Origin of the sequence: Comamonas sp. MYb21, from assembly GCF_037479395.1 — a bacterium.
Lineage (GTDB): Bacteria > Pseudomonadota > Gammaproteobacteria > Burkholderiales > Burkholderiaceae_C > Comamonas.
This window is the reverse complement of record NZ_JBBGZC010000011.1, coordinates 1-26,164: the sequence shown is the minus strand read 5'-3', so window position 1 is coordinate 26,164 and position 26,164 is coordinate 1. Positions and strand designations below refer to the sequence as shown.

General features: G+C 64.8%; 24 protein-coding genes and 1 rRNA gene. 10 read left to right on the top strand and 15 right to left on the bottom strand.

From position 1 onward, the window contains the following. The first annotated feature begins 2 nt into the window (after positions 1 to 2). From WH367_RS16960 to WH367_RS16950, 3 genes are all read left to right on the top strand, one after another. Positions 3 to 1,202, top strand: coding sequence for an acetyl-CoA C-acyltransferase (locus WH367_RS16960; RefSeq protein WP_339536995.1), 1,200 nt, complete (start codon positions 3 to 5; stop codon positions 1,200 to 1,202). 164 nt (positions 1,203 to 1,366) lie between these two features. Beyond that, positions 1,367 to 2,209 carry an acyl-CoA thioesterase gene (locus tag WH367_RS16955; RefSeq protein ID WP_339536994.1) on the top strand — a complete coding sequence of 281 codons (843 nt, stop codon included), beginning with the start codon at positions 1,367 to 1,369 and terminating at the stop codon, positions 2,207 to 2,209. 87 nt (positions 2,210 to 2,296) lie between these two features. Next, the gene (locus WH367_RS16950) at positions 2,297 to 3,079 is read left to right on the top strand and encodes an enoyl-CoA hydratase (protein WP_021028946.1); all 783 of its coding nucleotides are present in this window, start codon (positions 2,297 to 2,299) and stop codon (positions 3,077 to 3,079) included. Here WH367_RS16950 and WH367_RS16945 read toward each other — a convergent pair. Genes WH367_RS16945 through WH367_RS16935 form a run of 3 tightly spaced genes read right to left on the bottom strand, consistent with a single transcriptional unit; the run spans position 3,066 to position 5,394 of the window. Beyond that, positions 3,066 to 3,899, bottom strand: a complete 834-nt coding sequence (locus WH367_RS16945) for a ChbG/HpnK family deacetylase (RefSeq protein ID WP_339536993.1) — start codon at positions 3,897 to 3,899, stop codon at positions 3,066 to 3,068. The two genes, WH367_RS16950 and WH367_RS16945, sit on opposite strands and share 14 nt — an antisense overlap. A 5-nt stretch (positions 3,900 to 3,904) precedes the next feature. Next, positions 3,905 to 4,288: a GtrA family protein gene (locus WH367_RS16940; RefSeq protein WP_445228126.1), complete on the bottom strand. Its 384-nt coding sequence runs from the start codon at positions 4,286 to 4,288 to the stop codon at positions 3,905 to 3,907. A gap of 38 nt (positions 4,289 to 4,326) precedes the next feature. Then, positions 4,327 to 5,394 (bottom strand): glycosyltransferase family 2 protein, encoded by a 1,068-nt coding sequence (locus WH367_RS16935; RefSeq protein WP_339536992.1) that lies wholly within the window; start codon positions 5,392 to 5,394, stop codon positions 4,327 to 4,329. Between the two features lie 153 nt (positions 5,395 to 5,547). On the opposite strand from WH367_RS16935, the gene WH367_RS16930 reads away from it, so the two are divergent. After that, entirely contained in the window at positions 5,548 to 6,009 is a 462-nt protein-coding gene (locus WH367_RS16930; RefSeq protein ID WP_339537109.1) for a thioesterase family protein, read from the top strand. A 172-nt stretch (positions 6,010 to 6,181) separates the two neighbouring features. Beyond that, positions 6,182 to 6,802 carry a bactofilin family protein gene (locus WH367_RS16925; protein WP_021028941.1) on the top strand — a complete coding sequence of 207 codons (621 nt, stop codon included), beginning with the start codon at positions 6,182 to 6,184 and terminating at the stop codon, positions 6,800 to 6,802. A 102-nt stretch (positions 6,803 to 6,904) separates the two neighbouring features. Here WH367_RS16925 and WH367_RS16920 read toward each other — a convergent pair whose 3' ends face one another. Continuing rightward, a complete protein-coding gene (locus WH367_RS16920; protein ID WP_021028940.1) occupies positions 6,905 to 7,318 on the bottom strand; it encodes an acyl-CoA thioesterase in 414 nt (137 codons plus the stop codon). Between the two features lie 41 nt (positions 7,319 to 7,359). Here WH367_RS16920 and WH367_RS16915 point away from each other — a divergent pair, with 41 nt between their 5' ends. Further along, the gene (locus WH367_RS16915; RefSeq protein WP_339536991.1) at positions 7,360 to 9,186 is read left to right on the top strand and encodes an ABCB family ABC transporter ATP-binding protein/permease; all 1,827 of its coding nucleotides are present in this window, start codon (positions 7,360 to 7,362) and stop codon (positions 9,184 to 9,186) included. Between the two features lie 13 nt (positions 9,187 to 9,199). Here the strand turns inward: WH367_RS16915 and WH367_RS16910 are convergent, their stop codons facing one another. The 3 genes from WH367_RS16910 to exaC form a co-directional block, all read right to left on the bottom strand. Next, positions 9,200 to 9,640, bottom strand: a complete 441-nt coding sequence (locus WH367_RS16910) for a polyhydroxyalkanoate granule-associated phasin (protein ID WP_021028938.1) — start codon at positions 9,638 to 9,640, stop codon at positions 9,200 to 9,202. A gap of 170 nt (positions 9,641 to 9,810) precedes the next feature. After that, complete coding sequence (locus tag WH367_RS16905; protein ID WP_339536990.1) at positions 9,811 to 10,212, bottom strand: DUF779 domain-containing protein; 402 nt, start codon at positions 10,210 to 10,212, stop codon at positions 9,811 to 9,813. 140 nt (positions 10,213 to 10,352) lie between these two features. Further along, the gene (gene exaC, locus WH367_RS16900; protein WP_339536989.1) at positions 10,353 to 11,873 is read right to left on the bottom strand and encodes an acetaldehyde dehydrogenase ExaC; all 1,521 of its coding nucleotides are present in this window, start codon (positions 11,871 to 11,873) and stop codon (positions 10,353 to 10,355) included. Positions 11,874 to 12,168: 295 nt separating this feature from the next. Here exaC and WH367_RS16895 point away from each other — a divergent pair, with 295 nt between their 5' ends. Together WH367_RS16895 and WH367_RS16890 are read left to right on the top strand one after the other, a co-directional pair. Next, entirely contained in the window at positions 12,169 to 14,157 is a 1,989-nt protein-coding gene (locus WH367_RS16895; protein WP_339536988.1) for a sigma-54-dependent Fis family transcriptional regulator, read from the top strand. A gap of 69 nt (positions 14,158 to 14,226) precedes the next feature. Then, positions 14,227 to 15,072, top strand: coding sequence for a creatininase family protein (locus tag WH367_RS16890; protein ID WP_339536987.1), 846 nt, complete (start codon positions 14,227 to 14,229; stop codon positions 15,070 to 15,072). 18 nt (positions 15,073 to 15,090) lie between these two features. Here WH367_RS16890 and WH367_RS16885 read toward each other — a convergent pair whose 3' ends face one another. The 7 genes from WH367_RS16885 to WH367_RS16855 all read right to left on the bottom strand — a co-directional run bounded on the left by WH367_RS16885 (position 15,091) and on the right by WH367_RS16855 (position 21,515). After that, a complete protein-coding gene (locus WH367_RS16885; RefSeq protein WP_339536986.1) occupies positions 15,091 to 16,059 on the bottom strand; it encodes a threonine dehydratase in 969 nt (322 codons plus the stop codon). A gap of 32 nt (positions 16,060 to 16,091) precedes the next feature. After that, complete coding sequence (locus WH367_RS16880) at positions 16,092 to 16,784, bottom strand: VOC family protein (RefSeq protein ID WP_339536985.1); 693 nt, start codon at positions 16,782 to 16,784, stop codon at positions 16,092 to 16,094. Then, positions 16,781 to 17,719 carry a PhzF family phenazine biosynthesis protein gene (locus tag WH367_RS16875; RefSeq protein WP_339536984.1) on the bottom strand — a complete coding sequence of 313 codons (939 nt, stop codon included), beginning with the start codon at positions 17,717 to 17,719 and terminating at the stop codon, positions 16,781 to 16,783. The genes WH367_RS16880 and WH367_RS16875 overlap by 4 nt, the downstream gene beginning before the upstream one ends. Before the next feature lie 22 nt (positions 17,720 to 17,741). Beyond that, positions 17,742 to 18,677, bottom strand: a complete 936-nt coding sequence (locus WH367_RS16870) for a PhzF family phenazine biosynthesis protein (protein WP_339536983.1) — start codon at positions 18,675 to 18,677, stop codon at positions 17,742 to 17,744. 44 nt (positions 18,678 to 18,721) lie between these two features. Continuing rightward, complete coding sequence (locus WH367_RS16865; RefSeq protein ID WP_021029021.1) at positions 18,722 to 19,363, bottom strand: glutathione S-transferase; 642 nt, start codon at positions 19,361 to 19,363, stop codon at positions 18,722 to 18,724. A 108-nt stretch (positions 19,364 to 19,471) separates the two neighbouring features. Further along, the gene (locus WH367_RS16860) at positions 19,472 to 20,659 is read right to left on the bottom strand and encodes an aminotransferase-like domain-containing protein (protein ID WP_339537108.1); all 1,188 of its coding nucleotides are present in this window, start codon (positions 20,657 to 20,659) and stop codon (positions 19,472 to 19,474) included. A gap of 259 nt (positions 20,660 to 20,918) precedes the next feature. Next, positions 20,919 to 21,515, bottom strand: a complete 597-nt coding sequence (locus WH367_RS16855; RefSeq protein ID WP_339537107.1) for a LysE family translocator — start codon at positions 21,513 to 21,515, stop codon at positions 20,919 to 20,921. Positions 21,516 to 21,751: 236 nt separating this feature from the next. On the opposite strand from WH367_RS16855, the gene WH367_RS16850 reads away from it, so the two are divergent. Next, a complete protein-coding gene (locus WH367_RS16850; RefSeq protein WP_339536982.1) occupies positions 21,752 to 23,218 on the top strand; it encodes an aminotransferase-like domain-containing protein in 1,467 nt (488 codons plus the stop codon). A 33-nt stretch (positions 23,219 to 23,251) separates the two neighbouring features. On the opposite strand, the gene abc-f is transcribed toward WH367_RS16850, so the two are convergent. Beyond that, positions 23,252 to 25,174, bottom strand: coding sequence for a ribosomal protection-like ABC-F family protein (abc-f, locus tag WH367_RS16845; protein WP_339536981.1), 1,923 nt, complete (start codon positions 25,172 to 25,174; stop codon positions 23,252 to 23,254). 538 nt (positions 25,175 to 25,712) lie between these two features. Here abc-f and WH367_RS16840 point away from each other — a divergent pair. Next, positions 25,713 to 26,164, top strand: a 16S ribosomal RNA gene (locus WH367_RS16840); the annotation flags it as partial.

Below are 26,164 nucleotides of genomic sequence, written 5' to 3'. Positions count from 1 at the left end.
TCATGAGTAAACAAGTTCAAGACGCCTACATCGTTGCGGCGACGCGCACGCCGATTGGCAAGTCGCACAAAGGCTATCTGCGCAATATGCGCCCTGACGATCTGCTGGCCACGGTGATGAAGGCCGTGCTGGCGCAGGCGCCGGGGCTGGACCCGCAGGCGATTGAGGATGTGGTCTGCGGCTGCGCGATCCCCGAAGCCCAGCAGGGCCTGAATGTGGCACGCATCAGCGCGGTGCTGGCAGGGCTGCCGGTAGGAGTGGGCGGGGTGACCGTCAACCGCTTTTGCGCATCGGGCCTGACGGCCTTGCAAATGGCGGCCGACCGCATCCGCGTGGGTGAGGCCGATGTGATGATCGCTGCCGGTGTCGAGAGCATGAGCATGGTGCCGATGATGGGCAACTCGCCGTCGCTATCGCCCTCCATATTCGAGCGCGAAGGCGATGTCGGCATTGCCTACGGCATGGGCCTGACGGCCGAGAAAGTCGCGCAGCGCTGGAAGGTGAGCCGCGATGCGCAGGATGCCTTTGCACTGCAGTCGCACCAGCGCGCGCTGGCGGCGCAGCAGGCGGGGGATTTTGCCGCCGAGATCACGCCGATCACCGTGACCGACCGGGGCGTGGACATCGCCCGGGGCGAGGCGGTCAGCCGCTCGCGCACGGTGGAGCTCGATGAAGGCCCGCGCCCGGACACCTCGATCGAAGGCCTGGCCAAGCTGCGCACCGTGTTTGCGGCGCGCGGCTCGGTCACTGCCGGCAACAGCTCGCAGACCAGCGATGGCGCCGGTGCGCTGCTGGTGGTGAGCGAGGCGGCGCTCAAGCGCTTCAACCTGACGCCGCTGGCGCGCTTTGTCAGCTACGCCAGCAAGGGCGTGCCGCCCGAGATCATGGGCATCGGCCCGATCGAGGCGATCCCGGTGGCGCTGCGCCATGCCGGCCTGTCCTTGCAGGATATCGACTGGATCGAGCTGAACGAGGCCTTTGCCGCGCAGTCGCTGGCCGTCATGCAGCAGCTGGGTATGGACCCGGCCAAGGTCAACCCCATGGGCGGCGCGATTGCGCTGGGCCACCCGCTGGGCGCGACGGGCGCCATCCGCGCGGCCACCGTCGTGCATGCGCTGCAGCGCAACAAGCTCAAATACGGCATGGTGACCATGTGCGTGGGCATGGGGCAGGGCGCGGCGGGCATTCTGGAGCGCGTCTAAGCCGGCGCTGGCCACGGTATCTGTCGCCCACTGGGCTGCAACAGATGCCGTTGGCTGCTAATGTCGGGTGGCAGAAAATGCAACTGCAAGACAGGTCTTGAAAGGCTTGGTACGGGCACATGGCGTTTTCAGCGGATTCGAAAATTTCTGCGAAAGATGTCCGAATGAGTGAACTCTCCACCCCCAGCGAACGCCATGCCTTTGACCGTGCCATGGCCATGGAAGCGACCGGCCAGAACCAGTACGCGGCGCAGGCCAGCCAGGACTACTGGAACATGGTCGGGCCCTATGGCGGCATAACAGCAGCCCAAGTGGCCCAGGCCGTGCTGCAGCACCCGCAGCGCCTGGGGGACCTGGTGGCGGTCACCGTGAACTACGCCGGTGCCGTGGGCGAGCAGCCTTATGTGATCGAAGCCATCCCGGCCCGCACCAACCGCAGCACCCAGCACTGGATCATCACCTTGCGCGAGCAAGACGCCGAGGGCCAGTGGTCCACCACGACCACCGCGACCGCGATGACCGCAGTGGCGCGCGATACCTGGTCGGATGACGAGTACGCGATGCCCGAGGTGCCGCCTTCCAGCACGGTGGAGCGCTACACCACCGATTTCCGCGTGGAATGGCTGAACCGCTACAACATCCGTCCGCTGCTGGGCGGCTATCCGACGGCGTGGGACGGCGCGAGCAGCCCGAGTCTGACTCGCATGTGGGTCAGTGACGAGCCCCCGCGCCCGCTCGATGTGCCGGCGCTCACCTCGCTGTGCGATGTCTTCTTTCCCCGCATCTGGCTGCGCCGTGCCAAGCGCGTGCCGGTGGGCACCGTGTCCTTGACGGTCTATGTGCATGCCAGTGCCGAGCAACTGGCCGCAGTCGGCAGCCAGCCAGTGCTGGCCCAGGCCCAGGGCCAGGGCTTTCGGGATGGTTTTTTTGACCAGACCGCGCAGATCTGGTCGCCCCAGGGCGTTTTGCTGGCCACCAGCCACCAGCTGGTCTACTACAAGGAATAAGGCGCGCCAAATCCGGTTAGCATGCCAGCGTCTTCGGTGTTCGCCGTGGCCTGGGCCCGGCACCGACCCCTTTTTTGAGAGACTGTTATGACGATCCAATCCTCCTGCGACGATATCCGGGTGCTGGCCGAAGCGGGCATCTGCACCATCACCTTCAACCGGGTGGCCAAGAAGAACTCGTTGACCGGTGCCATGTACCTGGCCCTGGCAGAGATCTTGCAGCAGGCCGCCAGCAGCGCCGAGGTGCGCGTGGTGCTGTTCCAGGGTGATGCCTCGGTGTTCACCGCCGGCAACGACCTGGGCGACTTCCTCCATGGCCCCAAGCCCGATGACAATGCGCCGCCGTTCCAGTTCCTGCAGGCGTTGGCGGCCTTCCCCAAGCCCATCGTCGCGGCCGTCTGCGGCCCGGCCGTGGGCATTGGCACGACGATGCTGCTGCACTGCGACCTGGTCTATGCCGGTGACAACGCGATGTTCTCGCTGCCCTTCGTCAACCTGGGCTTCTGCCCTGAAGGCGCATCCAGCCTGCTGCTGCCGCAGCTGATGGGCCACCAGCGCGCCTGCGAAGCCTTGCTGCTGGGCGACCCCTTCATGGCCGAGGCGGCACTGGAAGTGGGCCTGGTCAACCGCGTGGTGCCACCGACCGAATGCAACACCATTGCCCAGGCGCAAGCCGCCAAGCTGGCCGCCAAGCCGCTGGCCTCGCTGATGGCCAGCAAGCGCCTGCTCAAGAGCGGCCAGATGGCGGCCGTTCAGTCGCGCATCGCCGAAGAAGGCCGTGTGTTTGCCGATCTGCTGCAGCAGCCCGCTGCCAAAGAGGCGATGCAGGCCTTTATGGAAAAGCGCAAGCCCAACTTCAGCGGTCTGTGATCGCTGCTTGGGCGCCCTTGCCAGGGGCCAGCTTGCCAATGCGGCAGCCCTGCGCTGCCAGCAGCGCGCCAAACGCAGCCGAGCGCAGATAGGCCCATTCCACCGGCCGCTGCTGGCCAATGGCGTCGTCTGGCATCGGCGTTTGCGCTGGGTGGCACATCAACAAGCTGCCGTCTTGGCATTCGGCCAGCCATTGCGCCATCAGGCCGCCATAGGCGTCTTGCGTCGGCGCATCAAAACCATAGACGCCCGCAAAGCCCCGGTTCGTCGCCCAGTGCTGGCGCTGCAGCTGGTGGCTGAGGCGCCAGCCGCCCAGAAGCGCAATCGTGGCCGATTTGGCCTGCCAGCGCAAAGCGCCTGCAGGGGCCGTGGAGCGGATCCAGATCTGCCGCGCCGCTGCGCCATAGCGCGCTTCAAGTTCAGCCAGCATCGCTTTGCGCACGCCGGGCAGCTGGTGCACATGCTGGTGGCCATCCACATAGACGGGCGGCATGCCCAACGCATCCTCAAAGGCATCGAGCTGGCGGCGCCAGGCATCGCGCAGCGCAGCGGCAGACAGCCGGGCGGTATAGGCCTGGCTGAGAATGCGCGTGATGGGGGTATCGGGCGCTAGGCCATGGCCTTCGGTCAGGTTGAAATGCAGGCCCAGGTCCAGCTGGCCGCGCACAGCCGGCAAGGCGCGCGCCGCGTTGCGCCAGCCCGGCGCCGTGGTCATGCAGCTGGTGGCCGAGAGGCGGCCCAGCGCCGCCAGCTCCAGCACGGCGGCGTCGACAGCCGGGTGCAGCGCAAAATCGTCGGCGCAGAGGGTGATGTGTTTCATGGTGCTCAGTGCGGCGCAGCGTGGGCAAAGGCCCAGCATTTGGCCGCGGCAAAGGTGAATACCGCCACGACGACCAGCACCGCGACCAGGCTCCAGGCATAGTGCCAGTGCAGCTGGTGCAGTGCCAGGTAGTACAGCAGTTCATTGAGGGCGAAGGAGCTGCAGGCGACCAGAAAGAAGCGCGGCAGCGCCTGGGCATGCGGCGCCTTTTTATCGGCAAAGGTCAGCCAGGCGTGGCCGCTGTAGCTGACCACAAAGGCGACCAGAAAAGCCAGTACATTGGCCAGCAGCGGCGCCATGCCTGTGCTGCCCACCAAGAGCAGCACCACCAGCAAATGCGTGGCTGCTGCCGAGCCGCCCACGGCAATAAACTGCAGGCCCTGGGGCATCCTGCGCAGGCGCTCGAGCGCAGCAGCGATCCGCAAGCTCAGGACTCCGGTGGCATCGGCGCGACCGGTGCTGGCGCGGTGGCGGATGCGGGCACATGCGGCGGGGCAGCGGGCTCGCTGCTCACGGGGCTGCGGTCGTCGTTGTTCGCCACGATGTACAAAGGCCGGCGCTTGACCTCGTCATAGATGCGGCCGATGTACTCGCCCAGCATGCCGATGGACATCAGCTGCACGCCGGAGAACAGCATCAGGCCGGCGGCCAAGGTCGGCCAGCCGTCGATGGGGTTGTCCAGCACGATGGTCTCGATGGTGATGTAGATGCCGTAGATGATGGCCATCACCGAGATGCAAAAGCCCACCAGGCTCCAGATGCGCAGCGGCAAGGTGGTGAACGAGGTCAGCCCCTGGAAGGCCAGCGCGAAGAGCCGGTGAAAATTGAAGCTGGACTGGCCGCTGCGCCGGCTGTCGGGCACAAAGGGCAGCGCCACGCTCTTGAAGCCGACCCAGGCGTACAGGCCCTTCATGAAACGGTTGCGCTCGGGCAGCTGGCGCAGCGCATCAACCACCTTGCGGTCCATGAGCCGGAAGTCACCCGCGTTCTCGGGGATATGCACGGCGTTGTCGCGGTTCATCAGGTAGTAGAACAGCCAGGTGCCCCAGCGCTTGGCCTTGGCCTCGCCGGCACGGTCGGCAATCACGCCATAGACCATGTCATAGCCGCTCTGCCAGAGCTGCACCATCTCGGCAATCAGCGGCAGCGGGTGCTGAAAGTCCGCATCGATCAACAGCACCGCATTGCCGCGTGCATAGTCGAGCCCGGCCGTCATCGCCGCTTCCTTGCCAAAATTGCGCGCCAGCTGGATGTAGTGCAGCGGCAGCTGCTGGCCCAGGCGCTGGGCCACCTCGTCGGTCGCATCCTTGCTGCCATCGTTGACCAGCACGATCTCGCAATCGACGGACAGCGCACGCACCGTCTCGTACAAGGAGGGCAGAAAGGCTTCCAGGTTGCTGGCTTCGTTATAGGCGGGCACCACGCAGCTCAGGCGCAAGGGCGGCCGGGGCGCCGTGCGGGCGGTGGGCGGAGCGGGGGGCAGGGTGTCAGGCATAGATGGGCTGTATTTGCGCGCAGTCTAGCGCATGGCGCAGTGGCATCCCAGCAGAATCTGCGATTGCCGTGCCGGGCGCTTGACTGCATACTGCGGTGGATGAGCACCGCCACCTTGCCCACCCCGCACCTCGAAGCACCAGCCTATGTCTCTATGCAGGGCCTGGATAACGCCTATGTCGAAGGCCTGCGCGACATTTTTGAAGAGCGCATCGTCTTCAACAAGCTCCTGGGGCTCAAGCTCCAGAACGTGCAGGACGACGCGGTCTGGGCCAGCCTGGAGATGCGCAATGAACTGATCGGCCACTTTGGTCTGCAGCGCGTGCATGGCGGCGTTATCAGTGCCAGCTTGGATGCGCTGGGCGGCATCGCGGTGATGGCGGCCTCCGGCGCCAAGCATGTGGGTGAGCCGGTGATGCAGCGCCTGATGCGCTTTGCCAAGCTGGGCACCATTGATTTGCGGGTCGACTACCTGCGCCCTGGAACCCATGGCCCCTTTGGGCTGCAGGCCCGGGTGCTGCGCTTGGGCTCACGCGTGGCGACGACGCGGTCTGACTTTTGCGACAGCAGCGGCCAGGTGCTGGCCACGGCCACGGCGGCCTATATCGTGTCCTGATGCGGGCTGGCGGCACTGTTGCGATGTTGGGAAATGTGAGATTTGTCCGACCGATGAAAATATTGATAGGAAAGGCCGCCATAGTTGCCGCCTGTTACGACTAGTGTCAAATTTTGTGAACACCCTAGCTATAAATTGAATAGCATGTAGAAGCTTTTCACAAGGAGAACCGATGGCTGTACAAAACCCTTTTTTCGGCGGACGCCGTGACAATGACTCTTCCGCCTCCAAGTTCATGGGAGGCAATGCCTCCAGTACATCGGGCAGCACCTTGCCCAGCACCGCAGCGGGCTCTGCCAGCTCCGTGCTCGGCGGCAACCTGAGCGGCCACAAGGCCGATGAGCCCAGCAACCCTTCTCCTACCTCCTCCTATACCAGCACTGTGACCACTGATACCACCGCCGGCACCGGCAGCAAACTGACTGTTGGCCCCAATATCAAGCTCAAGGGCGTTGAGATCACCGATTGCGACACCTTGGTGGTGGAAGGCACGGTCGAGGCCACGATGGATTCGCGCGTGATCCAGATCACTGCAGAAGGCGCCTTCCGTGGCTCGGCGGAAATCGACATTGCCGAGATCCATGGTGAATTCGAAGGCAACCTGACCGTGCGCGACAAGCTGGTGATTTTTGGCAGCGGCCGTGTGCATGGCAAGATCCGCTACGGCAAGGTCATCATCGAAGAAGGCGGCCAACTGACCGGCGAGATCGAGTGCTCCAACAGCACGCGCAAGCCCGTGGCCGCCAGCACCACCGCTACCAAGACGGAAAAGCCGGCCGAAAGCCTGGCTTGATCGCTGAGGCCCCGGCCTCCCGCTTGTGAAAAAGCCGCTGCAGCGCAGGTTTGCGTTGCAGCGGCTTTGGTGTTTTTAGGCCGGTCGCTGGCCCGTGGCCGGTCAGACCGGCAGCGGAGGCACGGTGCGGGGGTGGCCTTCGTCGTCGATGGCGACATAGGTCAAGGTCGCCTCGGTCACCTTGAAGAACTGGCCTTGCTTGGACAGGCGCTCGGCAAACACCTCGACCTGGACCGTCATCGACGTCGTGCCCACGCGCACCAGCTTGGCGTAGAACGACAGGATATCGCCCACGCGCACGGGCTGCTTGAAGATGAATTCATTGACCGCCACGGTGACGGTGCGGCCGCGCGAGTGGCGTAGCGGCAGCACCGAGCCGCCCAGGTCCACCTGCGACATGACCCAGCCGCCAAAGATATCGCCGTTGGCATTGCAGTCGGCAGGCATGGGAACCACGCGCAAAACCAGCTCTTTGTCCTGGGGAAGCGCGTTGGATGCGGTGCGTGGGGTATTCATGGTCACAATGGAGGTCTATAACAAACCCACCATTGTCTCCGATGCGACGTTATGCCGAGGCGCCCGCCGCCACAAGCCCTACCCCTAGTGATGGAAAAAATCTGACCGCTGGCGACGGCCGTACCTTGAAGCGGCTCCTGCCCTATCTCTGGACCTACAAGTGGCGCGTGCTGGCTGCCCTGGTGCTGATGGTGGGGGCCAAGGTGGCCAATGTCGGGGTGCCGGTGCTGCTCAAGCATGTGGTCGATGCGCTCGATATCCGGCCCGGCCAGCCCCAGGCCTTGCTGGTGGTGCCGGTGGGCCTGCTGCTGGCCTATGGGGGCCTGCGGCTTTTGACGTCGGTATTTGGCGAGCTGCGCGAGCTGGTGTTCTCCAAGGCCACGCAGGGCGCCGCGCGCGCAATTGCGCTGCAGACCTTTGAGCACCTGCATGCGATGAGCCTGCGCTTTCACCTCGAGCGCCAGACCGGCGGCATGACGCGCGACATCGAGCGCGGCGTCAAAGGCGTCGAGTCGCTCATCTCGTACTCGCTCTACAGCATCGTACCCACCTTGATCGAGCTGGCGCTGGTGCTGGGCATCCTGGCCGTGCAGTTCGATATCTGGTTTGCCATCATCACCATCGTGGCGCTCACGGTCTACATCACGTTCACCGTCGTGGTCACCCAGTGGCGCACGCATTTTCGGCGCGAGGCCAACCTGATCGACTCCTCGGCGCACAGCAAGGCCATTGACTCGCTGCTGAACTACGAGACCGTGAAGTACTTCAACAACGAGGCCTTCGAAGCCCAGCGCTATGACGGCGATCTGGAAAAACTGCGCCGCTCGCGCCTCAAGAGCCAAAGCAGCCTGAGCCTGCTCAACAGCGGCCAGCAGCTGATCATTGCCGTGGCCTTGGTGGCCATGCTGTGGCGCGCCACCCAGGGCGTCGTCGATGGCAGGCTGAGTCTGGGCGATCTGGTGATGATCAATGCCTTCATGATCCAGCTGTACATTCCGCTCAATTTTCTGGGCACCCTGTACCGCGAGATCAAGCAAAGCCTGACCGACCTGGACCGCATGTTTGTGCTGATGGACCAGCAGCGCGAAGTGGCCGATGCCCCGACCGCCCAGCCGCTGACGCTGCAGGCCGAGCCCGAGCTGCGTTTTGACGACGTGTATTTTGCCTACCACCCCGGCCGCCCCATTTTGCAGGGCCTGAGCTTTGTCGTGCCTGCCGGCAAGACCGTCGCCGTGGTGGGCCCCTCGGGCGCTGGCAAATCCACCTTGGCGCGGCTGATCTTTCGTTTTTACGATGTGCAGTCGGGCGCCATCCGCATCGCCGGCCAGGACATCCGCGATCTGACGCAGGACAGCCTGCGCCGCGCCATCGGCATCGTGCCGCAGGACACCGTGCTGTTCAACGACACCGTCGCCTACAACATCGCCTATGGCCGGCCCTGCGCCTCGCAAGAGGAGGTCGTGCAGGCCGCGCAGGCCGCGCGTATCCACACGATGATCGCCGCCTCACCCGAAGGCTATGCCACCCGGGTGGGCGAGCGTGGGCTCAAACTGTCAGGCGGCGAAAAGCAGCGCGTGGCCATTGCCCGCACCTTGCTGAAGAACCCGCCGATCCTCATCTTTGACGAGGCCACCTCGGCGCTGGACTCGGCCAACGAGCGCGCCATCCAGCAGGAGCTGCAAAAGGCCGCACAGGGCAAGACCACCTTGGTGATTGCCCACCGCCTGTCCACCGTGGTGGATGCGCATGAGATTTTGGTGATGGACGCCGGCCGCATTGTGGAGCGCGGCACCCATGCACAGCTGCTGGCGCTGGGCGCGCGCTATGCGGGCATGTGGGCACTGCAGCGCAACCAGGCGCAGCAATAGGTGAGAAGCCGGTTTAGCGCTTGCTGCGCGAGAGCCGCTTGGCGTTGCTCACCGCCTTGGCGTGGACGGGTGTGATGCCGGCATTGAGCACATCGGTGACGGCCCGTACCTGCTGCGTGACCATGCGCGAAGTGGCCTTGCCCACGCCAAAGGCTGCGAGCGGGTTGCTGCTGCTGGGGGTGAGCAGCCCGGGGGCCGTGTACAGGCTGGCGGCGGTCTGCCAGTAGGCCGTGCAGGCCTGGGTCCACATGCCGATCCAGGATTCGTAGAAGGCGGCGACCTTCTCGTTGCCCATGCGGTAGAACTCCTGCTGGTCGCGGGCCGAGGGCTGGGAGCCCGCGAGCATCATGCGGCCGACGCGCTGTGCGACCACCTGGGGAGCAGCCAAGCTGAGCTCCAGGCTTTTGGTGGCCAGATTCTGGACCTTGGCTTGGGTAGTGTGTTGGGCAGTCATGGCTTCCACTGTGGGGTTGGTAGAGTGGAAATTGTAGAGAGCTTGCAAGAATGCTGCATTGCAACAATTTCACCAGTCTGCATCCATGGTTATTAATTAAGTTATTGAATAAAAAAGAATATTTCTATTTTGCACCATGGTTGTGCAGTAGGCGCAACGCTTGCCATGGCCTAGCACTGCGCATTGTTTGCAATGCCTTGTGCGTCCTGTTGCTGCAGTGCCGCCAACTCCTCGTCGCTGAAGACGCGCGAGCGCGTATGGAAGGCCTTGCCTTCGGGCCCTTCGAGCGAGAAGGTGCCGCCGCCATGGGTGTCGATCACATCGATGATCAGCTGGGTGTGCTTCCAGTACGCATACTGGGAGGTGCTCATGTAAAACGGGCAACCGCCTATATCGCCCAGATAGACATCGCCCTGGCCAATGGTCAGCTCGCCGAGCAAATAGCAGTTGGCCGCGCTGTTGTCGCAGCAGCCGCCCGATTGGTGAAACATCAGGCCGGGGCCATGCTTGTCTTTGAGCAAGGCAATCAGCGCTTGCGCGGCCGGCGTGGCCACCACTTTTTCCACAACCATGTTGCTGTCTCCGGTGATGGCAGGCAAGGCATGGGCCATGCCTGCCGGTAGGGGGGGATTTGCACAGACCGGTGTGCGTGGCCCCAGCCCAAAGCACCATGGCACCCTGGGCCGGGCACACCGCCCAGCACACCGTTCTATTAGAAGAAGCCCAGCTTGTTTTCGGAGTAGGACACCAACAGATTCTTGGTCTGCTGGTAGTGGTTGAGCATCATCTTGTGGTTCTCACGGCCGATGCCGGACTCTTTGTAGCCGCCAAAGGCAGCATGGGCGGGGTAGTGGTGGTAGCAGTTGGTCCAGACGCGGCCGGCCTTGATCGCGCGGCCCATGCGGTAGGCCAGGTTGCCATTGCGCGTCCACACACCTGCGCCCAGGCCGTACAAGGTGTCGTTGGCCAGCTCCAGCGCTTCTTCTTCGGTCTTGAAGGTGGTGACAGCCAGCACCGGGCCAAAGATCTCTTCCTGGAAGATGCGCATCTTGTTGTGGCCCTTGAACACCGTGGGCTGCACATAGTAGCCGCCGTCCAGATCGCCGCCGAGCTTGGCTTCGGCGCCGCCGATCAGCACCTCGGCGCCTTCCTGGCGGCCCAGGTCCAGGTAGCTGCTGATCTTGATCAGCTGCTCCTTGCTGGCCTGCGCACCCATCATGCTGTCGGTGTCCAGCGGGTTGCCGTGCTTGATGGCGGCAATGCGCTTGAGCACCTTTTCCATGAAGCGGTCATAGATGGACTCATGGATCAGCGCGCGGCTGGGGCAGGTGCAGACCTCGCCCTGGTTGAAGGCGAACAGCACCAGGCCTTCGATCGCCTTGTCGAGGAAGGCGTCGTCCTGGTCCATCACATCAGCAAAGAACACATTGGGCGACTTGCCGCCCAGCTCGAGCGTTGCGGGGATCAGGTTGTTGGCAGCAGCCTGGGCGATGACGCGGCCGGTGCTGGTCGAGCCGGTAAAGGCAATCTTGGCGATGCGCTTGCTGTTGGCCAGCGGCATGCCGGCCTCACGGCCATAGCCGTTGACCACGTTGAGCACGCCGGCGGGCAGCAGGTCTTCGATCAACTCGATGAGGATCAGCAGGCTGATGGGGGTGGATTCTGCGGGCTTGAGCACCACGCAGTTGCCCGCAGCAATGGCGGGGGCCAGCTTCCAGGCAGCCATCAGGATGGGGAAGTTCCAGGGAATGATCTGGCCGACGACGCCCAGCGGCTCGTGGTAGTGGTAGGCCACCGTCGTGTTGTCGATCTCGCTGATGCCGCCTTCCTGCGCCCGCAGCGCGCCGGCAAAGTAGCGGAAGTGGTCGGCCGACAGCGGAATGTCGGCATTGAGCGTCTCGCGGATCGCCTTGCCGTTGTCCACGGTCTCGGCGTAGGCCAGCAGTTCGGTATTCGCGTCGATGCGGTCGGCAATCTGCAGCAGCACATTGGAGCGCTCGGTCGCCGACTTCTTGCCCCAGGCGTCGGCCGCGGCATGGGCGGCATCCAGTGCCAGCTCCACATCTTCGGCGGTCGAGCGTGCGGCCTGTGTGTAGACCTGGCCGTTGATCGGCGAGATCACATCAAAGTACTGGCCTTTGACGGGCGCCTTCCACTGGCCACCAATGAAGTTGTTGTACTGCTTTTTGTAGCTGATCTTGGCGCCCGATTGGCCGGGAAATACGTATTGCATGGTGTGTCTCCTTGGAAATGGATATCGCAAGCTGATTCGTGCCGGATGCAAGCAGGAAAAGGCACGAGTCACACCAGATATATCAAGATGCATGCCAGGCCTGATTTCGTGCCAAGTGGTTGATTTGTTTGAGCTTGCTGTGAAGCCCGGACAGCGGATGGAACAGCGCTGGACAAGGCAGGTGTTCCAATCTGGAACAGTCGGACAGCGGCATGGCTATTCACGGCGACCCCACGCGGCCGCTTTCCTATACTGTCCCCATGGGCCTGCGCAGACAGGCTTGCAAGGAGACAACATGGATCCCCAGATCACCTCCCAGGTGCTGCGCCAGGCACGGGTGCATTTGTTGGCACATGGTGAATGCCCGCCCGGGGCCGTGCAGGCGCGCATTGCCAGCTCCTGGCAGCGCAGCCTGCGCGCGGGGGTGCAGCCGGTCGGCCGGGGGTCTGGCGGTGACCCGCTCACCGGCTCCGAAATGCGCCAGGTGCTCACGCGCAGCGAAGACCTGCTCGCCATTGCCCGGCCGGTGATGGACTATGTGTTCGAGCAGATCCAGGACAGCCACAGCATGGTCATCCTGGCCAACGCCCAAAGCACCTTGCTGCACACCTTGGGCGATGCCCCTTTCCTGAACAAGGCCGAGCGCGTGGCGCTGCGCAGTGGCGCGATCTGGACCGAAGAGGCGCGCGGCACGAATGCGATTGGCACGGCGCTGGTGGAAGCCACGCCGCTGCGCGTCGAAGGCGCGGAGCACTTTCTGGAGGCCAACAGTTTTTTGAACTGCGCAGCCTCGCCCATCTTCAGCGCCCAGGGCCAGCTGCTGGGCGTGCTCGATATCTCCGGCGACCAGCGCCTGGCCCAGGCCCATACCTTGGGGCTGGCCACCACCGCTGCCCGCATGATCGAAAACCGCTGGCTGCTGGCACGCCACCAGCGCGATTGGCGCATGCATTTCCACACCCAGGCCGAAGGGGTGGGCACAGCCGGTGAAGGCATTCTGGCGCTGGCGCCCGATGGCTTGCTGCTGGGCGGCAACCGCACCGCCATGCAAAGCCTCAAGATCGCTGCCGCCGACTGGGGCCATCTGCACTGGGACGATATCAGCGCGATGCCGCTGCGCGACTGGCTGGCCCGGGGCCCCACCCAGACCGAGCGCCTGCATCTGGCGGCCTTGCACACCGGCCGCAGCGTGTTTGCGCGCCTGGTGCTGCCCCAGGCGGCACAGACCGCGCCGGTGGCCACTGTACCGCGTGCGCTGCCAGGCGATCGGCCGGGCCGGGCGCCGCTCGTGGCCGTGCCCCAGCCGTCAGCGCCTGATGCGCTGGCCCAGCTGGACACTGGCGACCCGGGCTGGCGCGCAGCCGCAGAGCGCGGCCGGCGCACCTGGGGCAAGGGCATTGCCTTGCTGGTGCAGGGCGAATCGGGCGTGGGCAAGGAGCTGTTTGCCCGCGCGCTGCACGACAGCAGCGCGCGCCATGCCGCGCCTTTTGTCGCCATCAACTGCGCGGCGATTCCGGAGCATTTGATCGAGGCCGAGCTGTTTGGCTATGAGTCAGGTGCCTTTACCGGCGCCCGGCGCGATGGCCAGCTGGGCCGCCTGCGCGAGGCCCAGGGCGGCACGCTGTTTCTCGATGAAATCGGCGATATGCCGCTGGCGCTGCAAACCCGTTTGCTGCGTGTGCTGCAGGAGCGCAGCATCACCCCGCTGGGGGGCGGCAAGGCCCAGCAGCTCGATTTTGCGCTGGTCTGCGCCACCCACCACCAGCTGCGCGAAGCGGTGGCGCAGGGGCGCTTTCGGGCCGATCTGTTCTACCGCATCAATGGCCTGGCCTTGCAGTTGCCCGCGCTGCGCGAGCGCAGCGACCGCGAGGCCATCACCCGCCGTTTGCTGGAGCAGTTCAACCCCGGCCAGACGGTGCGCTTGCACCCCGATCTGGCCTTTGCGATGGCGCACTACCCCTGGCCCGGCAATCTGCGCGAATACGCCAATGCGCTGCAGACCGCATCGGCGCTGCTGCTGCCCGGCGAGGACACCATTGGCTGGTCGCAGCTCTCCGATGACCTGGCGCAGGAGCTGCTGCGCTACCGCGAAGGCGCGCCGATGGCGGTGGCCGCTTTGGCCGCGCAAGCGCAGCCGCCCAGCCTGCCGGCCACCGATCTGAAAACCCTCTCCCACACCGCCATCGCGCAGATGCTGCAGCAATGCCGGGGCAATGTGTCGCAGGCGGCCAGGCTGCTGGGCATCAGCCGGCAGACCTTGTACCGCCGGCTCAAGACGGCTTAGGTTGAGCTGCATGGCCTAAGATAGCTGCTGCGCCGGCACATGGTGTGCCGCCTGTTTGTTGGAATGCCCATGCCCGCCTCTGAAAACCCTGCTGTCGCCACCTGGTCCTCGCGCTGGTGGGCAGATATCAGCACGCGCGAATTTGCCCAGGCGCAGACCAGCGGCCTGGCGGCCAGCACGGTGGCAGTGCTGCCCGTTGGTGCGGTGGAGCAACATGGCCCACATTTGCCGGTGTCCGTCGATGCCACTTTGCTGGAAGGTATTGTGGCGGCGGCCCTGCCGCTGCTGCCGGCCAATGTGCCGGTGCTGGTGCTGCCGGCGCAGAACGTGGGCCTGAGCACCGAGCACCTGAACTTTCCCGGCACCCTGAGCCTGCCGCCCAAGCTCATCATCGACCTGTGGACGGCGCTGGGCCAGGCGGTGGCGCGTGCGGGCATCCGCAAGCTGCTGATGTTCAACACCCATGGTGGGCAGGTCGCGGTGATGGATATCGTCGCGCGCGAGCTGCGCATCGCCCATGGCATGCTGGTCTACAGCAGCAGCTGGGGCGGCCTGCCGCTGCCGGCCGAAGTCACAGGCCTGTTCAGCGCCGAGGAGCACCGCTTTGGCATCCATGGCGGCGAAGTGGAAACCTCGATGATGCTGCACCTTGCACCCGCGCAGGTGGACATGGCGCTGGCGGGTTGCTTCCATTCCACGTCGCAGGACCGGGCGCGGCGCTTTGCGATTGTGGGCAATGGCAAGAGCGCCAAGATGGGCTGGGCGATGGAGGACTACAACCCCTGCGGTGCCGTTGGCAATGCCGCAGGCGCCACGGCAGACAAAGGCCGGGCGGTGGTCGAGGCAGCGGCCCAGCAACTGGCCTTGCTGCTGCAGGAGATCCACCAGCTGGCGTGGACGGTGCCGCCGCGCTGATGCCTTACAGGCGCAGAATCAGCCGGCCAGCACCTGGCTGAACACGGCCGCATCCACATTGCCGCCGGTCAGTGCCAGGCCAATGGTCTGGCCGGCGATCAGCTCGCGCTCCTGCAGCGCGGCTGCCAGTGCAGCGGCACCGGCGCCTTCGGCCACATTGTGGGTGTCGGTGAACAGGTAGCGCATCGCTGCGCGCACCTCGTCGTCGCTGACGGCCACCAGGTGGTCCAGGTGCTGGCGCAGCACGGGCAGGGCGAGCGGGTCGGCGCGGCGCACGGCCATGCCATCGGCAATCTCGGTGCTGACCACCGCCTCGACCACTTCACCGGCAGCGATGGAGTCGCGGTAGGTGGTGGCGCCGGTGCTGATCACGCCGACAATGCGCACCGGGTGCTGCAGGGCCAGCTTGGCGGCCACCGCAGCGCAGGCGCCCGAACCCAGGCCAATGGGCACATAGACGGTCTGCAAATGCGGCACGGCGCGTAAAAACTCCCACCAGTAGGTGCTGACGCCACTGACCAGGTCCGGGTGGTAGCTGGGCACCATGTGGGCACCGCTGTGCTCGGCCAGCGCCATCGCATGCTCGCGGGCGGATTGGAAGTCGTCGCCGTGCTCGATCAACTCCGCGCCTAGCGAGCGCATCGCCATGTTCTTCTCGACCGAATTGCCATGGGGCACGACGATGGTGCAGCGCACGCTATGGCTGCGCGCGGCCCAGGCAATGCTCTGGCCATGGTTGCCACGCGTGGCGCTGATCACCTGCGCGGGCAAGGTGCCGCGCGCTGCCATCTGCGCAAAGTAAGACAGACCGCCCCGGATCTTGAAGGCACCGACGGGCGTGTGGTTCTCGTGCTTGAGCCAGCACTCGACCCCCAGGCGTTCGCCCAGCAACTGCCAGCGGTACTGCGGCGTGGCCTGGAACTCACGGTAGACGATGCGGGAGGCGGCCTCGATCTCGGCGAGGCTGGGCAGGGAGATGGCTTGCATAGGTCAAAAAGAGGGGTGCGTTGAAGGGCGGGTCAGAGAGGGCTGCGCAGCTGCACCTGCCCTTTGGGCGTGTGCAAATGTGCGACCAGCGCCGGCGTGGCGGCATGGTCCACCTGCAAGGCCGGGTGGCTGCCCAGGCCCAGGGCGTGCAGTGCTGTGTGCAGGGCTGGGGCATCGGGGTGCAGCAGTTGCAGCTGCTGCAGTGCAACGCCCTTGTCCGCCATGCTGGCTTCCGGGTGCTGCTCCCCCCATTCAATCAAGGTGGGCAGCAGGCCTTGGAGCAGGCGCTGGCCATCGGGGCGCAGCCCAATCTGCCAGGCCAGCAGGCCCCGGGGTGTTTGCCGGCTGGCGGCCTGGGGCGTGCCAGCGGCATGGCCGAGCGCGCGCAAGGCCTCGGTGGCCTGGCCGATGCCGTTGACGCGCGCGACCCAGTGGGTCAGTTGCGGGCCCTGGCGGCGCACCTGGGCCTGCAGCGCGGCATCGTCCATGTCAAACCAGCGGCGGTGGCCGCTAGGCGCCTGGCCTTGCGGGTCGATCGCGATGATCTCCAGGTAGCTGGCGGCAAAGGCCGGGCTGCTGATGCGCAGCAGGCGGTTGTGGGTGCCCATGAAGGCATGCTGGCCACCCGCATCGGGCGTCACGCCCAAGCTCGCCTCGCACCAGGCCAGGCCTTCGTCCAGGCTGGCCGCCATGACGACGAGGTGGTCCAGTCCGGCCTGGCTCACAGCAGCACCTCGCCGCGGATACCGGCCGACACATGGCCGCCCACCCAGACCTGGCCCGCCGCATCCTGCGCGATGTTGACGATGCCGCTGCGGTCCAGGTTGATGCCCTGACTGGCGACATAGGGGGCCTGCAGATGGTCCTCGGCCAGCAGCCACTGGGCCAGGCTGGCATTGAGGCTGCCGGTGATCGGGTCTTCGCTGAGGCTGGTGCCGGTGTTGAACCAGACGCGCACCTCGATATCGGCCTCCGGTGGGCGGCTGGCCTGGCCTGTGGCGCCGTCAAAGGCTCGCGCCTCGCGGCTGGCGCGGCCGATCAGCGCCTTGCCCGCTTGCGGGTACAGCGCGGCCACGGCCAATTCCATGCCCAGGCCATGCAGCGCCGTCAGGTCGGGCTGGATCGCAAGCACGGTGTCGGGGTCATCCAGCAGCAGGGCCCAGAAAACGGGGCCGTTGTTGAGTTTTTGGCTGGCCAGCACCTGGTCTGCCTGCAGCCCGATGGACTGCAGCACCGGGGCCAGCTCGGCAGCGCTGATGGCACTGCGGCTGAGCGAGGGTGCGGCAAAGGCCAGCCGGCCATTGCGCGCGTCTTGCTGCAAGGGCACCAGGCCCTTGGCGCATTCCTGCACCACGCGGCCGGCCTGCTGCGGCTGGCCGCCGGCTGCCAGCCAGGCGTGGCAGCTGCCCAAGGTGGGGTGGCCGGCAAAAGGCAGCTCGCCGCCGGGGGTGAAGATGCGCACCCGGTAGTCCGCACCCTGGGCGCGGCCCTGGGTTGTGGGCGGCAGCAAAAAGGTGGTTTCGGACAGGTTGGTCCAGCGGGCAAAGGCCTGCATGGCCTCGTCGCTCAGGCCTTCGCCATCGAGCACCACGGCCAGCGGGTTGCCTCGGTAGGCGGTTTCGGAAAACACATCGACCTGCATAAAGGCACGTGTACGCATAAGAGCTTCCTTTCTTCGGTATTCAGAGAACGACTTGGCCGGTGACCACGCTGTGTACCCGCCCCTGCACCCAGATCTGGCCCTGCGCATCGGCCGTCAGGCGCATGCGGCCGGCGCGGCCGATGGCCGCCCCTTGCTGCACGCAGTAGGGCAGAGCGATATGGCCGGCCGCGCTGAGCCACTGGGCCAGGCTGGCATTGAGGCTGCCGGTGGCCGGGTCTTCGGCAATGCCGTGGGCGGTCAAGGTGATGCCACGCACTTCCAGCACAGGTTCTGCCGCCATCGCGCCGCTGCTGGGTGTTTGGATGGCGCAGAGGCCGGCCTTGACGCCCAGCGCCCGCAGCGCGGCCGCGTTGGGCTGGGCGCGTGGCAGCACCGCCGTATCGCGCAGCAGCACACCCATCCAGCGCGATCCATTGTCCAGCCACTGCGCGGCGACCAGATCATTGGCCTTCAGGGCCAATGCGGCCAGCACCTGCGCCTGCACACCGGCAGGTACCTCGCTGCGCTGCAGCGGTGGCGCGGCAAAAGCCAAGCCTTCCAGGCCTTCCCGGTCGATGCTGCTCGCAGAGGGCGAGCGCTGGATGCTGACCAGGCCCTTGGCGCATTCCTGCACCACCCGCTGCGCCTGGCGTGGCCTGCCGCCGGCGTTGAGCCAGGCCTGGCAACTGCCCAAGGTTGGGTGGCCGGCAAAGGCCAGCTCGCCTGCCGGGGTGAAGATGCGCAAGCGGTAATCGGCGCCAGCGGCGGCCCCCTCGGCCGTGGGCGGCAGCACAAAGGTGGTTTCGGACAGATTGGTCCAGCGCGCAAAGTCCAGCATCGCCGCGTCGCTGAGGCCCTCGCCATCAAGCACCACGGCCAGCGCATTGCCCTGCAGGGCATGGTCGGCAAATACATCGAGCTGGGCAAAGCGGCGTGGCTGCATGGTGGTTGGGTCTTGCTGGGCAAAAAAGAGCATGGCGCGCCGTTGTGGCGCGCTGCGGGGAGCGGGCTGGGCGGCGCTTATTCGATCGTGATATCCAGCACGCCCCGGCTGGCCGGGCGGGCCAGCATCGCGGCAAACCAGCGCTCCACATGCGGGTAGTGGGGCCGCTGGTAGGCGGCGGCGGGCAGGTTCCACCAGCGGTGCACTTCGCAGGCGATGGGGATATCGGCCATGCCGAACTGCGCGCCTTGCAAGTAGGGGTGGCTGGCCAGATGGCGGTCCAGCAGTTGCAGCAAGGGCTCCATCGCGGCGATGGAGGCGGCAATCTTTTGCGCATCGCGCTGCGCGGGGGCGGTGCGGATCAGCTGGATAAAGGCATCGCGCCCGGCGGGGTTCATCGTCGTTTGCTGCCAGTCCATCCAGCGCTCGGCGTCAAAGCGCTGGGCCAGCGCTGCCGGGTAGAGCACGCCGGGCGAGTAGCGGGCGCAGAGGTAGCGCACGATCACATTGGACTCGAACAGGGTCAGCTGCATGGCGCCTTCGCCGTCTTCGATGGCCGGTACCATGGCATTGGGGTTGCGGGCCAGGTACTCCGGCGTCTGCGTGCCGCCGAACTTGCCGCCGGTGTCTATGCGCTCAAAGGCAACGCCCACTTCCTGCGCGGCCCAGACGGCCTTGCGCACATTGATCGAGCTGATGCGGCCCCAGATTTTCAGCATGTCTCTTCCTTGGTATTGGCGCGCGGCCCGCGCACAGGCGGGCTGCGTGGTGGTGTGGCCAGAGTGCCTGCCATGCGGACCGGCGCTCTGGCGATCAGGCCAGCTGGCTTATCGCGCGGCCAAGCTGGCACGCACGGTATCGGCCAGCGCCTGGATGGCGATATGGATCTGCTCTTCCGAGGCCGTCACATAGGACAGGCGCATCGTGCGGTTGTCGGGCTGGCTGGCATAGAAGGCGCTGCCGGGCACATAGGCCACATTGCGCTCGACGGCGGCGGGCAGCATGGCGACCGTATCAATGCCTTCGGGCATGCGCAGCCAGAGGAACATGCCGCCGGTCGGCGTGGTCCACTGCACATCCAGGTCCGCGAAATGCTCAGCCAGCGCGGCCAGCATCGCATCGCGCTGCTTTTTGTAGAGCGCGCGGATGGTGGGCACATGCTGGTCCAGAAAGCCGCTTTGCACCACCTCGGCCACCATGCGCTGGTTGAAGGTGGGCGTGTGCAGATCGGCCGCCTGCTTGGCCTGCAGCAGCTTGGTGTAGACGGCCTTGGGCGCCACCACATAACCCAGGCGCAGGCCGGGTGCCAGCACCTTGGAGAAGGAGCCCAGGTACACGCCGCCCTCGGGGTTGCGGGCGGTCAGCGGGGCAGGGGGCGCCTGGTCGTACCAGAGGTCGCCGTAGGGGTTATCTTCCAGAAACGGAATACCCAAGCTGGCCAGGCGGTCCACCACGGCCTGGCGGCGGGCGTCGTCCATGCTGCGGCCGGTCGGGTTCTGGAAGTTGGGCAGCAGGTAGACCATGCGCGCCTTGTCCGCGCCTTCTCCGGCTTTGCGCACCAGGTCATCGGGGATCACGCCCTGGTCATCGCTGTCCACGCCCACCACCTGGGGTTGCTGGGGGGAAAAGGCCTGCAGGGCGCCCAGATAGGTGGGGGTCTCCACCAGCAGGCGGCTGCCCTCGTCGAGCAGGATCTTGCCCATCAAATCCAGGCCCTGCTGGGAGCCGGTGGTGATCAGCACCTGGTCGGGGCTGACGTCCCAAGGCAGCTGTTTGGCCACAAACTCGCGCAACGGCGCATAGCCTTCGCTGGCGGCGTATTGCAGCGCGGAGGCGCCGTCTTGCAGCAGCACCTTGTCCGCCGCTTCCTTGAAGGCCGCGATCGGGAAGGTCTTGGGCGATGGCAAGCCACCGGCCAGGCTGATGATGCCGGGCTTCTCAGTCACTTTCAGGATCTCGCGGATCACCGAGGGGTTCATGCTGGCGGCGCGTTTGGCCAGGGTCCAGTTCGTCATCATTTCCTCATCTCATTGCAGGTGGCCGGGGCGACAGCGCCCTGGCCGGGGTGGATGCAGCGCAGCGCCACCGTAGGTTGGAGTATGGGCAGGGGCCGGGCGTCTGGGATGGCACACGGCGGGCGGCCTCTGCCGGCAGGCTTTTGGCCTGCATGATTCTTTGCGGGGCAGGCCTTATCTCGGGCCTGCCAGAGAGGCTTTCATTGTCTGATGGGTAGAGGGCTTGCGGGCATCGGCACAGACTTTGTTACCTGCAGGCTCAGGCCTTGACCATCCATGCCGCCGTCAGCACCAGGATCAGCGCCATGGCCCGGTTGAACCAGAGCAGACGCTGGCCCTGGGCCAGCCACCTGCGCAGCAGCGCACCGACCGAGGCATAGAGAAAGTTGCTGGCAAAGGCGTAAAACAGCATCACCGGCAGCACAATGGCCAGGCGCATCAGCGCATCCTGAAAGCCGACAATCCAACCCGCGACAATGGCCAACGCCAACAGCCAGGCCTTGACGTTGACGAACTGCAAGCCCACGGCCTGCCAAAAACCGAGCAGATGGCCGTTTTGGGCCTCAGCCAACCGGCCGCTGCGGCTGAGCTTGTAGGCCAGCCAGACCAGGTACACAATGCCGACCGCCTTGATAGCACCTTTGAGGGCGGGCGCTGCCATCACCAGCGCGCCCACGCCGCTGGCGCAAAGCAGCAGCAGGGCGCCCCAGCCAAGGGGCACGCCCCAGACAAAGCGCATCGCGGGTTTGAGCCCCCAGTTGGCGCCCATGGCTGCGGCCATCGTGGTGTTGGGCCCGGGGGTAAAGCTCATGGCCGTGGCCAGTACCAGAAATGCGCTGAACTCTACGGCGGTCATGGTCGTTGTCATGGTGATCGTATCTACGGCCCTTGGGGGATCCCATCATGCCCTGCCGCTGCGGCATTCCGGTGGCGCGAAGGCGCGGGCCGGTTGCGGCGGGGACAGTCTGGTCCTCTGGGCCAGGCTGGCCAAAAAATAATGTAGCGTTGATAGCAATACAGTTACAGTACAGACAGAAAATCAATACCATGAACTGTATTGGTGCCAAAACCAGTACATCTCAGTCTTTTGCCATGCTGACCCGCGATACCACCCATACCCTGACCGAGCAACTGGCGGCGCGCTTTGCCGAACGCATCCGCTCGCGCCTGTTACCGGCCGGCGCGCGCCTGCCGTCGGTGCGGGCCTGCGCTGCCCAGCAAAGCGTGAGCCCCTATACCGTGGTGGCGGCCTATGACTTGCTGCAGGCCCAGGGCTTGGTGGAGGCGCGCCGCCAGCGCGGCTTTTATGTGCGCGACTATGTCGCCAAGGCCGTGGTCACCGCACCTGCGGTGCCGCCGGTGGCCAAGGACAAGACCTTGAAGGATGCGGTGTCGCTGTCGCTACCAGCGGCCTCTGCGCGCATCAATGCCACCTCGCTGATCCGGGGCATGATGCACAAGGCCACGCACCCGCAGCCGGGGGCGGGCATGTTCCCGCCCGAATGGCTGCAGAACCAGTTTTTGCAATCGGCGCTGCGCAAGGTCGTGGGCTCGGACGCACTGCATGCCATGCACTGGAGCTACGGCGCGCCCATGGGCGATGAGCTGCTGCGCGCGCTGCTGACGGATCGCCTCAAGGCGCTGGGCTTGCCGGTGGGGGTGGAGCAGGTGATGACCACGATGGGCGCGACCCAGGGCCTGGATATTGTCAGCCGCACCTTGCTGAAGGCGGGCGATGCGGTGATGGTGGAGGAGCCTGGTTGGTCGGTGGAGTTTGCCCGGCTGGCAGCGCTGGGCATGCAGGTGCTGCCGGTGCCGCGCGGGCCCGATGGCCCGGATCTGGCCGTCATGCGCCATTACTGTGAGACCCATGCGCCCAAGCTCTATGTCAGCGTCAGCGTGCTGCACAACCCCACCAGCTACAGCCTGCATCCGGCAGCCGCCCACCAGGTGCTGCAGCTGGCGCAGGCCTTCAATTTCTATATCGTCGAGGACGACACCTACAGCCATATCGCGCCCGAACATGCCACGCGGCTCAGCGTGCTCGATGGCTTGAAGCGCAGCATCTATGTGAGTGGCTTTGCCAAGATATTGGCGCCCAACTGGCGCGTGGGCTATATGGTGGCGCCGCCCGATCTGGTGGACCGCATGCTGGACACCAAGCTGCTGTCGACCTTGACCAGCCCGGCGCTGATGGAGCGCGCGATGGCGCTGTGCATGGAAAACGGCCAGCTGCGCCGCCATATCGAGCGCATGCGCAGCCATCTGGTGCAGGCCCGCAAGCACAGCGTGCCGCTGGCGCTGGAGTCCGGTTGCCGCTTTGTCACCGAGCCCGCGGGCATGTTCGGCTGGGTGGATACCGGCATGGATACCGAGGTGCTGGCCCAGCGCATGCTCGATGAAAACTACCTGATTGCGCCGGGCAGCCTCTTTCATGCCAGCCGCCAGCCGTCCACCCTGATGCGCATCAACTATGCCTGTACGCAGGACCCGAGCTTCTGGCGTGTCTACCAGCGGGTGCGTGCCGAGTTTGCGCAGGCCGAACCCATGCCGCGCTGAGCCGCTGAGGGAGCAGCGCAGCGCGGCGCCGGATCAGCTGGCCAGCTCTTCCCAGCGCATCAAGGCTTCGAGCAGCTGCTCTTCGAGGGCCGCATCGCGCTGCTGCAACTGCATCGCCTGGCCGTAGTCCTTGGTGTAGAGGCTGCCATCGGCCAGCTTGGCCTGGATGTCCTTTTGCTCGGCTTCCAGCTCGGCAATGCGGGCCGGCAAGGTATCCAAGTCGCGCTGGTCCTTGTAGCTCAGCTTGCGCTTGGGCTGTGCGCTGGGTACGGCTGCCGCAGCGGGCGCCGGCGCGGGGGCGGGGGCGGCTGCAGCGGCCTTGGTTTCTTTGGCCTTCTTGCTGGCTTGCGCAGCATCGCGCTGCTCGGCAATCTCACGCGAGCGGCGCGACTGGATCAGCCAGTCCTGCACCGAGCCTTCGTACTCGCGCCAATGGCCATCGCCTTCGGCGGCGATGATGCTGGTGACGACATTGTCCAAAAAGGTCCGGTCATGGCTGACCAGGAAGACAGTGCCGTCGTACTGCTGCAGCAGGTCTTCCAGCAGGTCCAGGGTGTCGATGTCCAGGTCATTGGTGGGTTCATCGAGCACCAGCACATTGGCGGGGCGGGCAAACAAGCGGGCCAGCAGCAAGCGGTTGCGCTCGCCACCAGAGAGGGAGCGCACTGGCGAGTGCGCGCGTGCAGGCGAGAACAGGAAATCGCTCAGGTAGCTTTTCACATGCTTGCGCTGGTTGCCAATCTCGATCCATTCGCTGCCCGGGCTGATGAAGTCTTCCAGGGTCGCATCCAGATTGATGGCATCGCGCATCTGGTCAAAATAGGCCACCTGCAGATTGGCGCCCTGGCGGATCGTGCCGCTGTCTGCGGCCAGCTCGCCCAGAATCATCTTCAGCAAGGTGGTTTTGCCCGCACCATTGGGGCCGAGCAGACCGATCTTGTCGCCGCGCAGCACCGTGGTGCTGAAGTTGCGCACAATGGTCCGGTCGCCAAAACGCTTGCTGACATCGGTCAGCTCGGCAACGATCTTGCCCTGGTAGGCACTGCCCGTGCCCGAGGCAATGTCCATCTTCACACTGCCCTGGGCGGTGCGGCGTGCGGCATGCTCGTTGCGCATCACCTTGAGCCGCTCGATCCGGCTCTGGCTGCGCGTGCGGCGGGCTTCGACGCCCTTGCGGATCCAGATCTCTTCCTGGGCCAACAGCTTGTCGGCCTTGGCATTGATCACCGACTCTTGCGCCAACTGCTCCTGCTTTTGCACGACGTACTGCGCAAAGTTGCCGGGGTAGCTGCGCAACTGGCCACGGTCCAGCTCGACAATGCGGGTCGCAATCGCATCCAGAAAGGAGCGATCGTGGGTAATAGTAATGATGCTGCCCTTGAACTCCTTGAGCAGGTCTTCCAGCCAAGCGATGGAGTCCAGATCCAGGTGGTTGGTTGGTTCATCGAGAAACAGCACATCGGGGCGCAGCACCAGCGCCTGGGCCAGGGCCACGCGCTTTTTCACACCGCCTGAGAGGTTGCCGACGACCGCTTGTGGGTCCAGGTGCAGGCGCTGCAGGGTTTCTTCCACGCGCTGCTCCCAGTTCCAGGCATCAAAGGCCTCGATTTGGGACTGCAGTGCATCCAGGTCCTCGCCGTCTTCGGCGGCAAAGTAGCGGTCACGGATGGCGGTCACTTCCGCCAGGCCGTCCGAGGCCGCTTCAAAGACCGTGTGCTCCAGGTTCAGGTTGGGTTCCTGGGCCACATAGGCGATGCGCAAGCCGTTCTGCAATTGCAGATTGCCGTCATCGGCCTTCTCCATGCCCGCCAGAATCTTCAGCAGCGAAGACTTGCCTGCGCCATTGCGGCCAATGAGGCCAACCCGCTCCTGGGACTCCAGGGCGAAGTCTGCGTGGTCCAGTAAGGCAACGTGGCCAAAGGCCAGTTGCGCGTCTAATAAGGTAATCAATGCCATGTTGGCGCCATTATCGGGTGCGCGCCAACGGCGGCCCGGTTGCAGGGGGATCGGCGCTGGCAGGCGCTGAATCTGCTGCTGCCCCAGCTTCGCACCGTCATCGGTAGGTCATGCAGATGCTGTCCAATCAGAAATTTTCGCCAACTGCGTGACGCCTCGGGAAAACGCCTATACAATAGCGTCTATCGACAGCACGATGCCTTGCAAAGCTGCCAGACTCGAAAGAGGGCGGTTCGCAAGGTTTGTTTTTTTGAGGTGCTGACAAGGGGGCTGGCGGAAACGCTGAAAACTTTGTCAAACAGTTCAAAAAGCTGTGCTACAATACAAGGCTTCGCTGATCGCGGCGGAGTAGATCTAGGGGCTCAGGCTCTTGGGTTAGGTCTTTAAAAATTAACAGCCGATAAGCGTGGGCGTTTGGTGGCGATTGCCATATGTTCTTCGGAGCAAAACAAGCGCTCACAAAAACAGTAATGAGGAAGATTTATCTTCTTGATTCCGTCAAGTGAGTGAGTAGTCGAGAGACTTTAAATTCAAGATCGAACTATAGAGTTTGATCCTGGCTCAGATTGAACGCTGGCGGCATGCTTTACACATGCAAGTCGAACGGTAACAGGTCTTCGGATGCTGACGAGTGGCGAACGGGTGAGTAACACATCGGAACGTGCCTAGTAGTGGGGGATAACTACTCGAAAGAGTAGCTAATACCGCATGAGATCTAAGGATGAAAGCAGGGGACCTTCGGGCCTTGCGCTACTAGAGCGGCTGATGGCAGATTAGGTAGTTGGTGGGATAAAAGCTTACCAAGCCGACGATCTGTAGCTGGTCTGAGAGGACGACCAGCCACACTGGGACTGAGACACGGCCCAGACTCCTACGGGAGGCAGCAGTGGGGAATTTTGGACAATGGGCGAAAGCCTGATCCAGCAATGCCGCGTGTAGGATGAAGGCCCTCGGGTTGTAAACTACTTTTGTACGGAACGAAAAGACTCT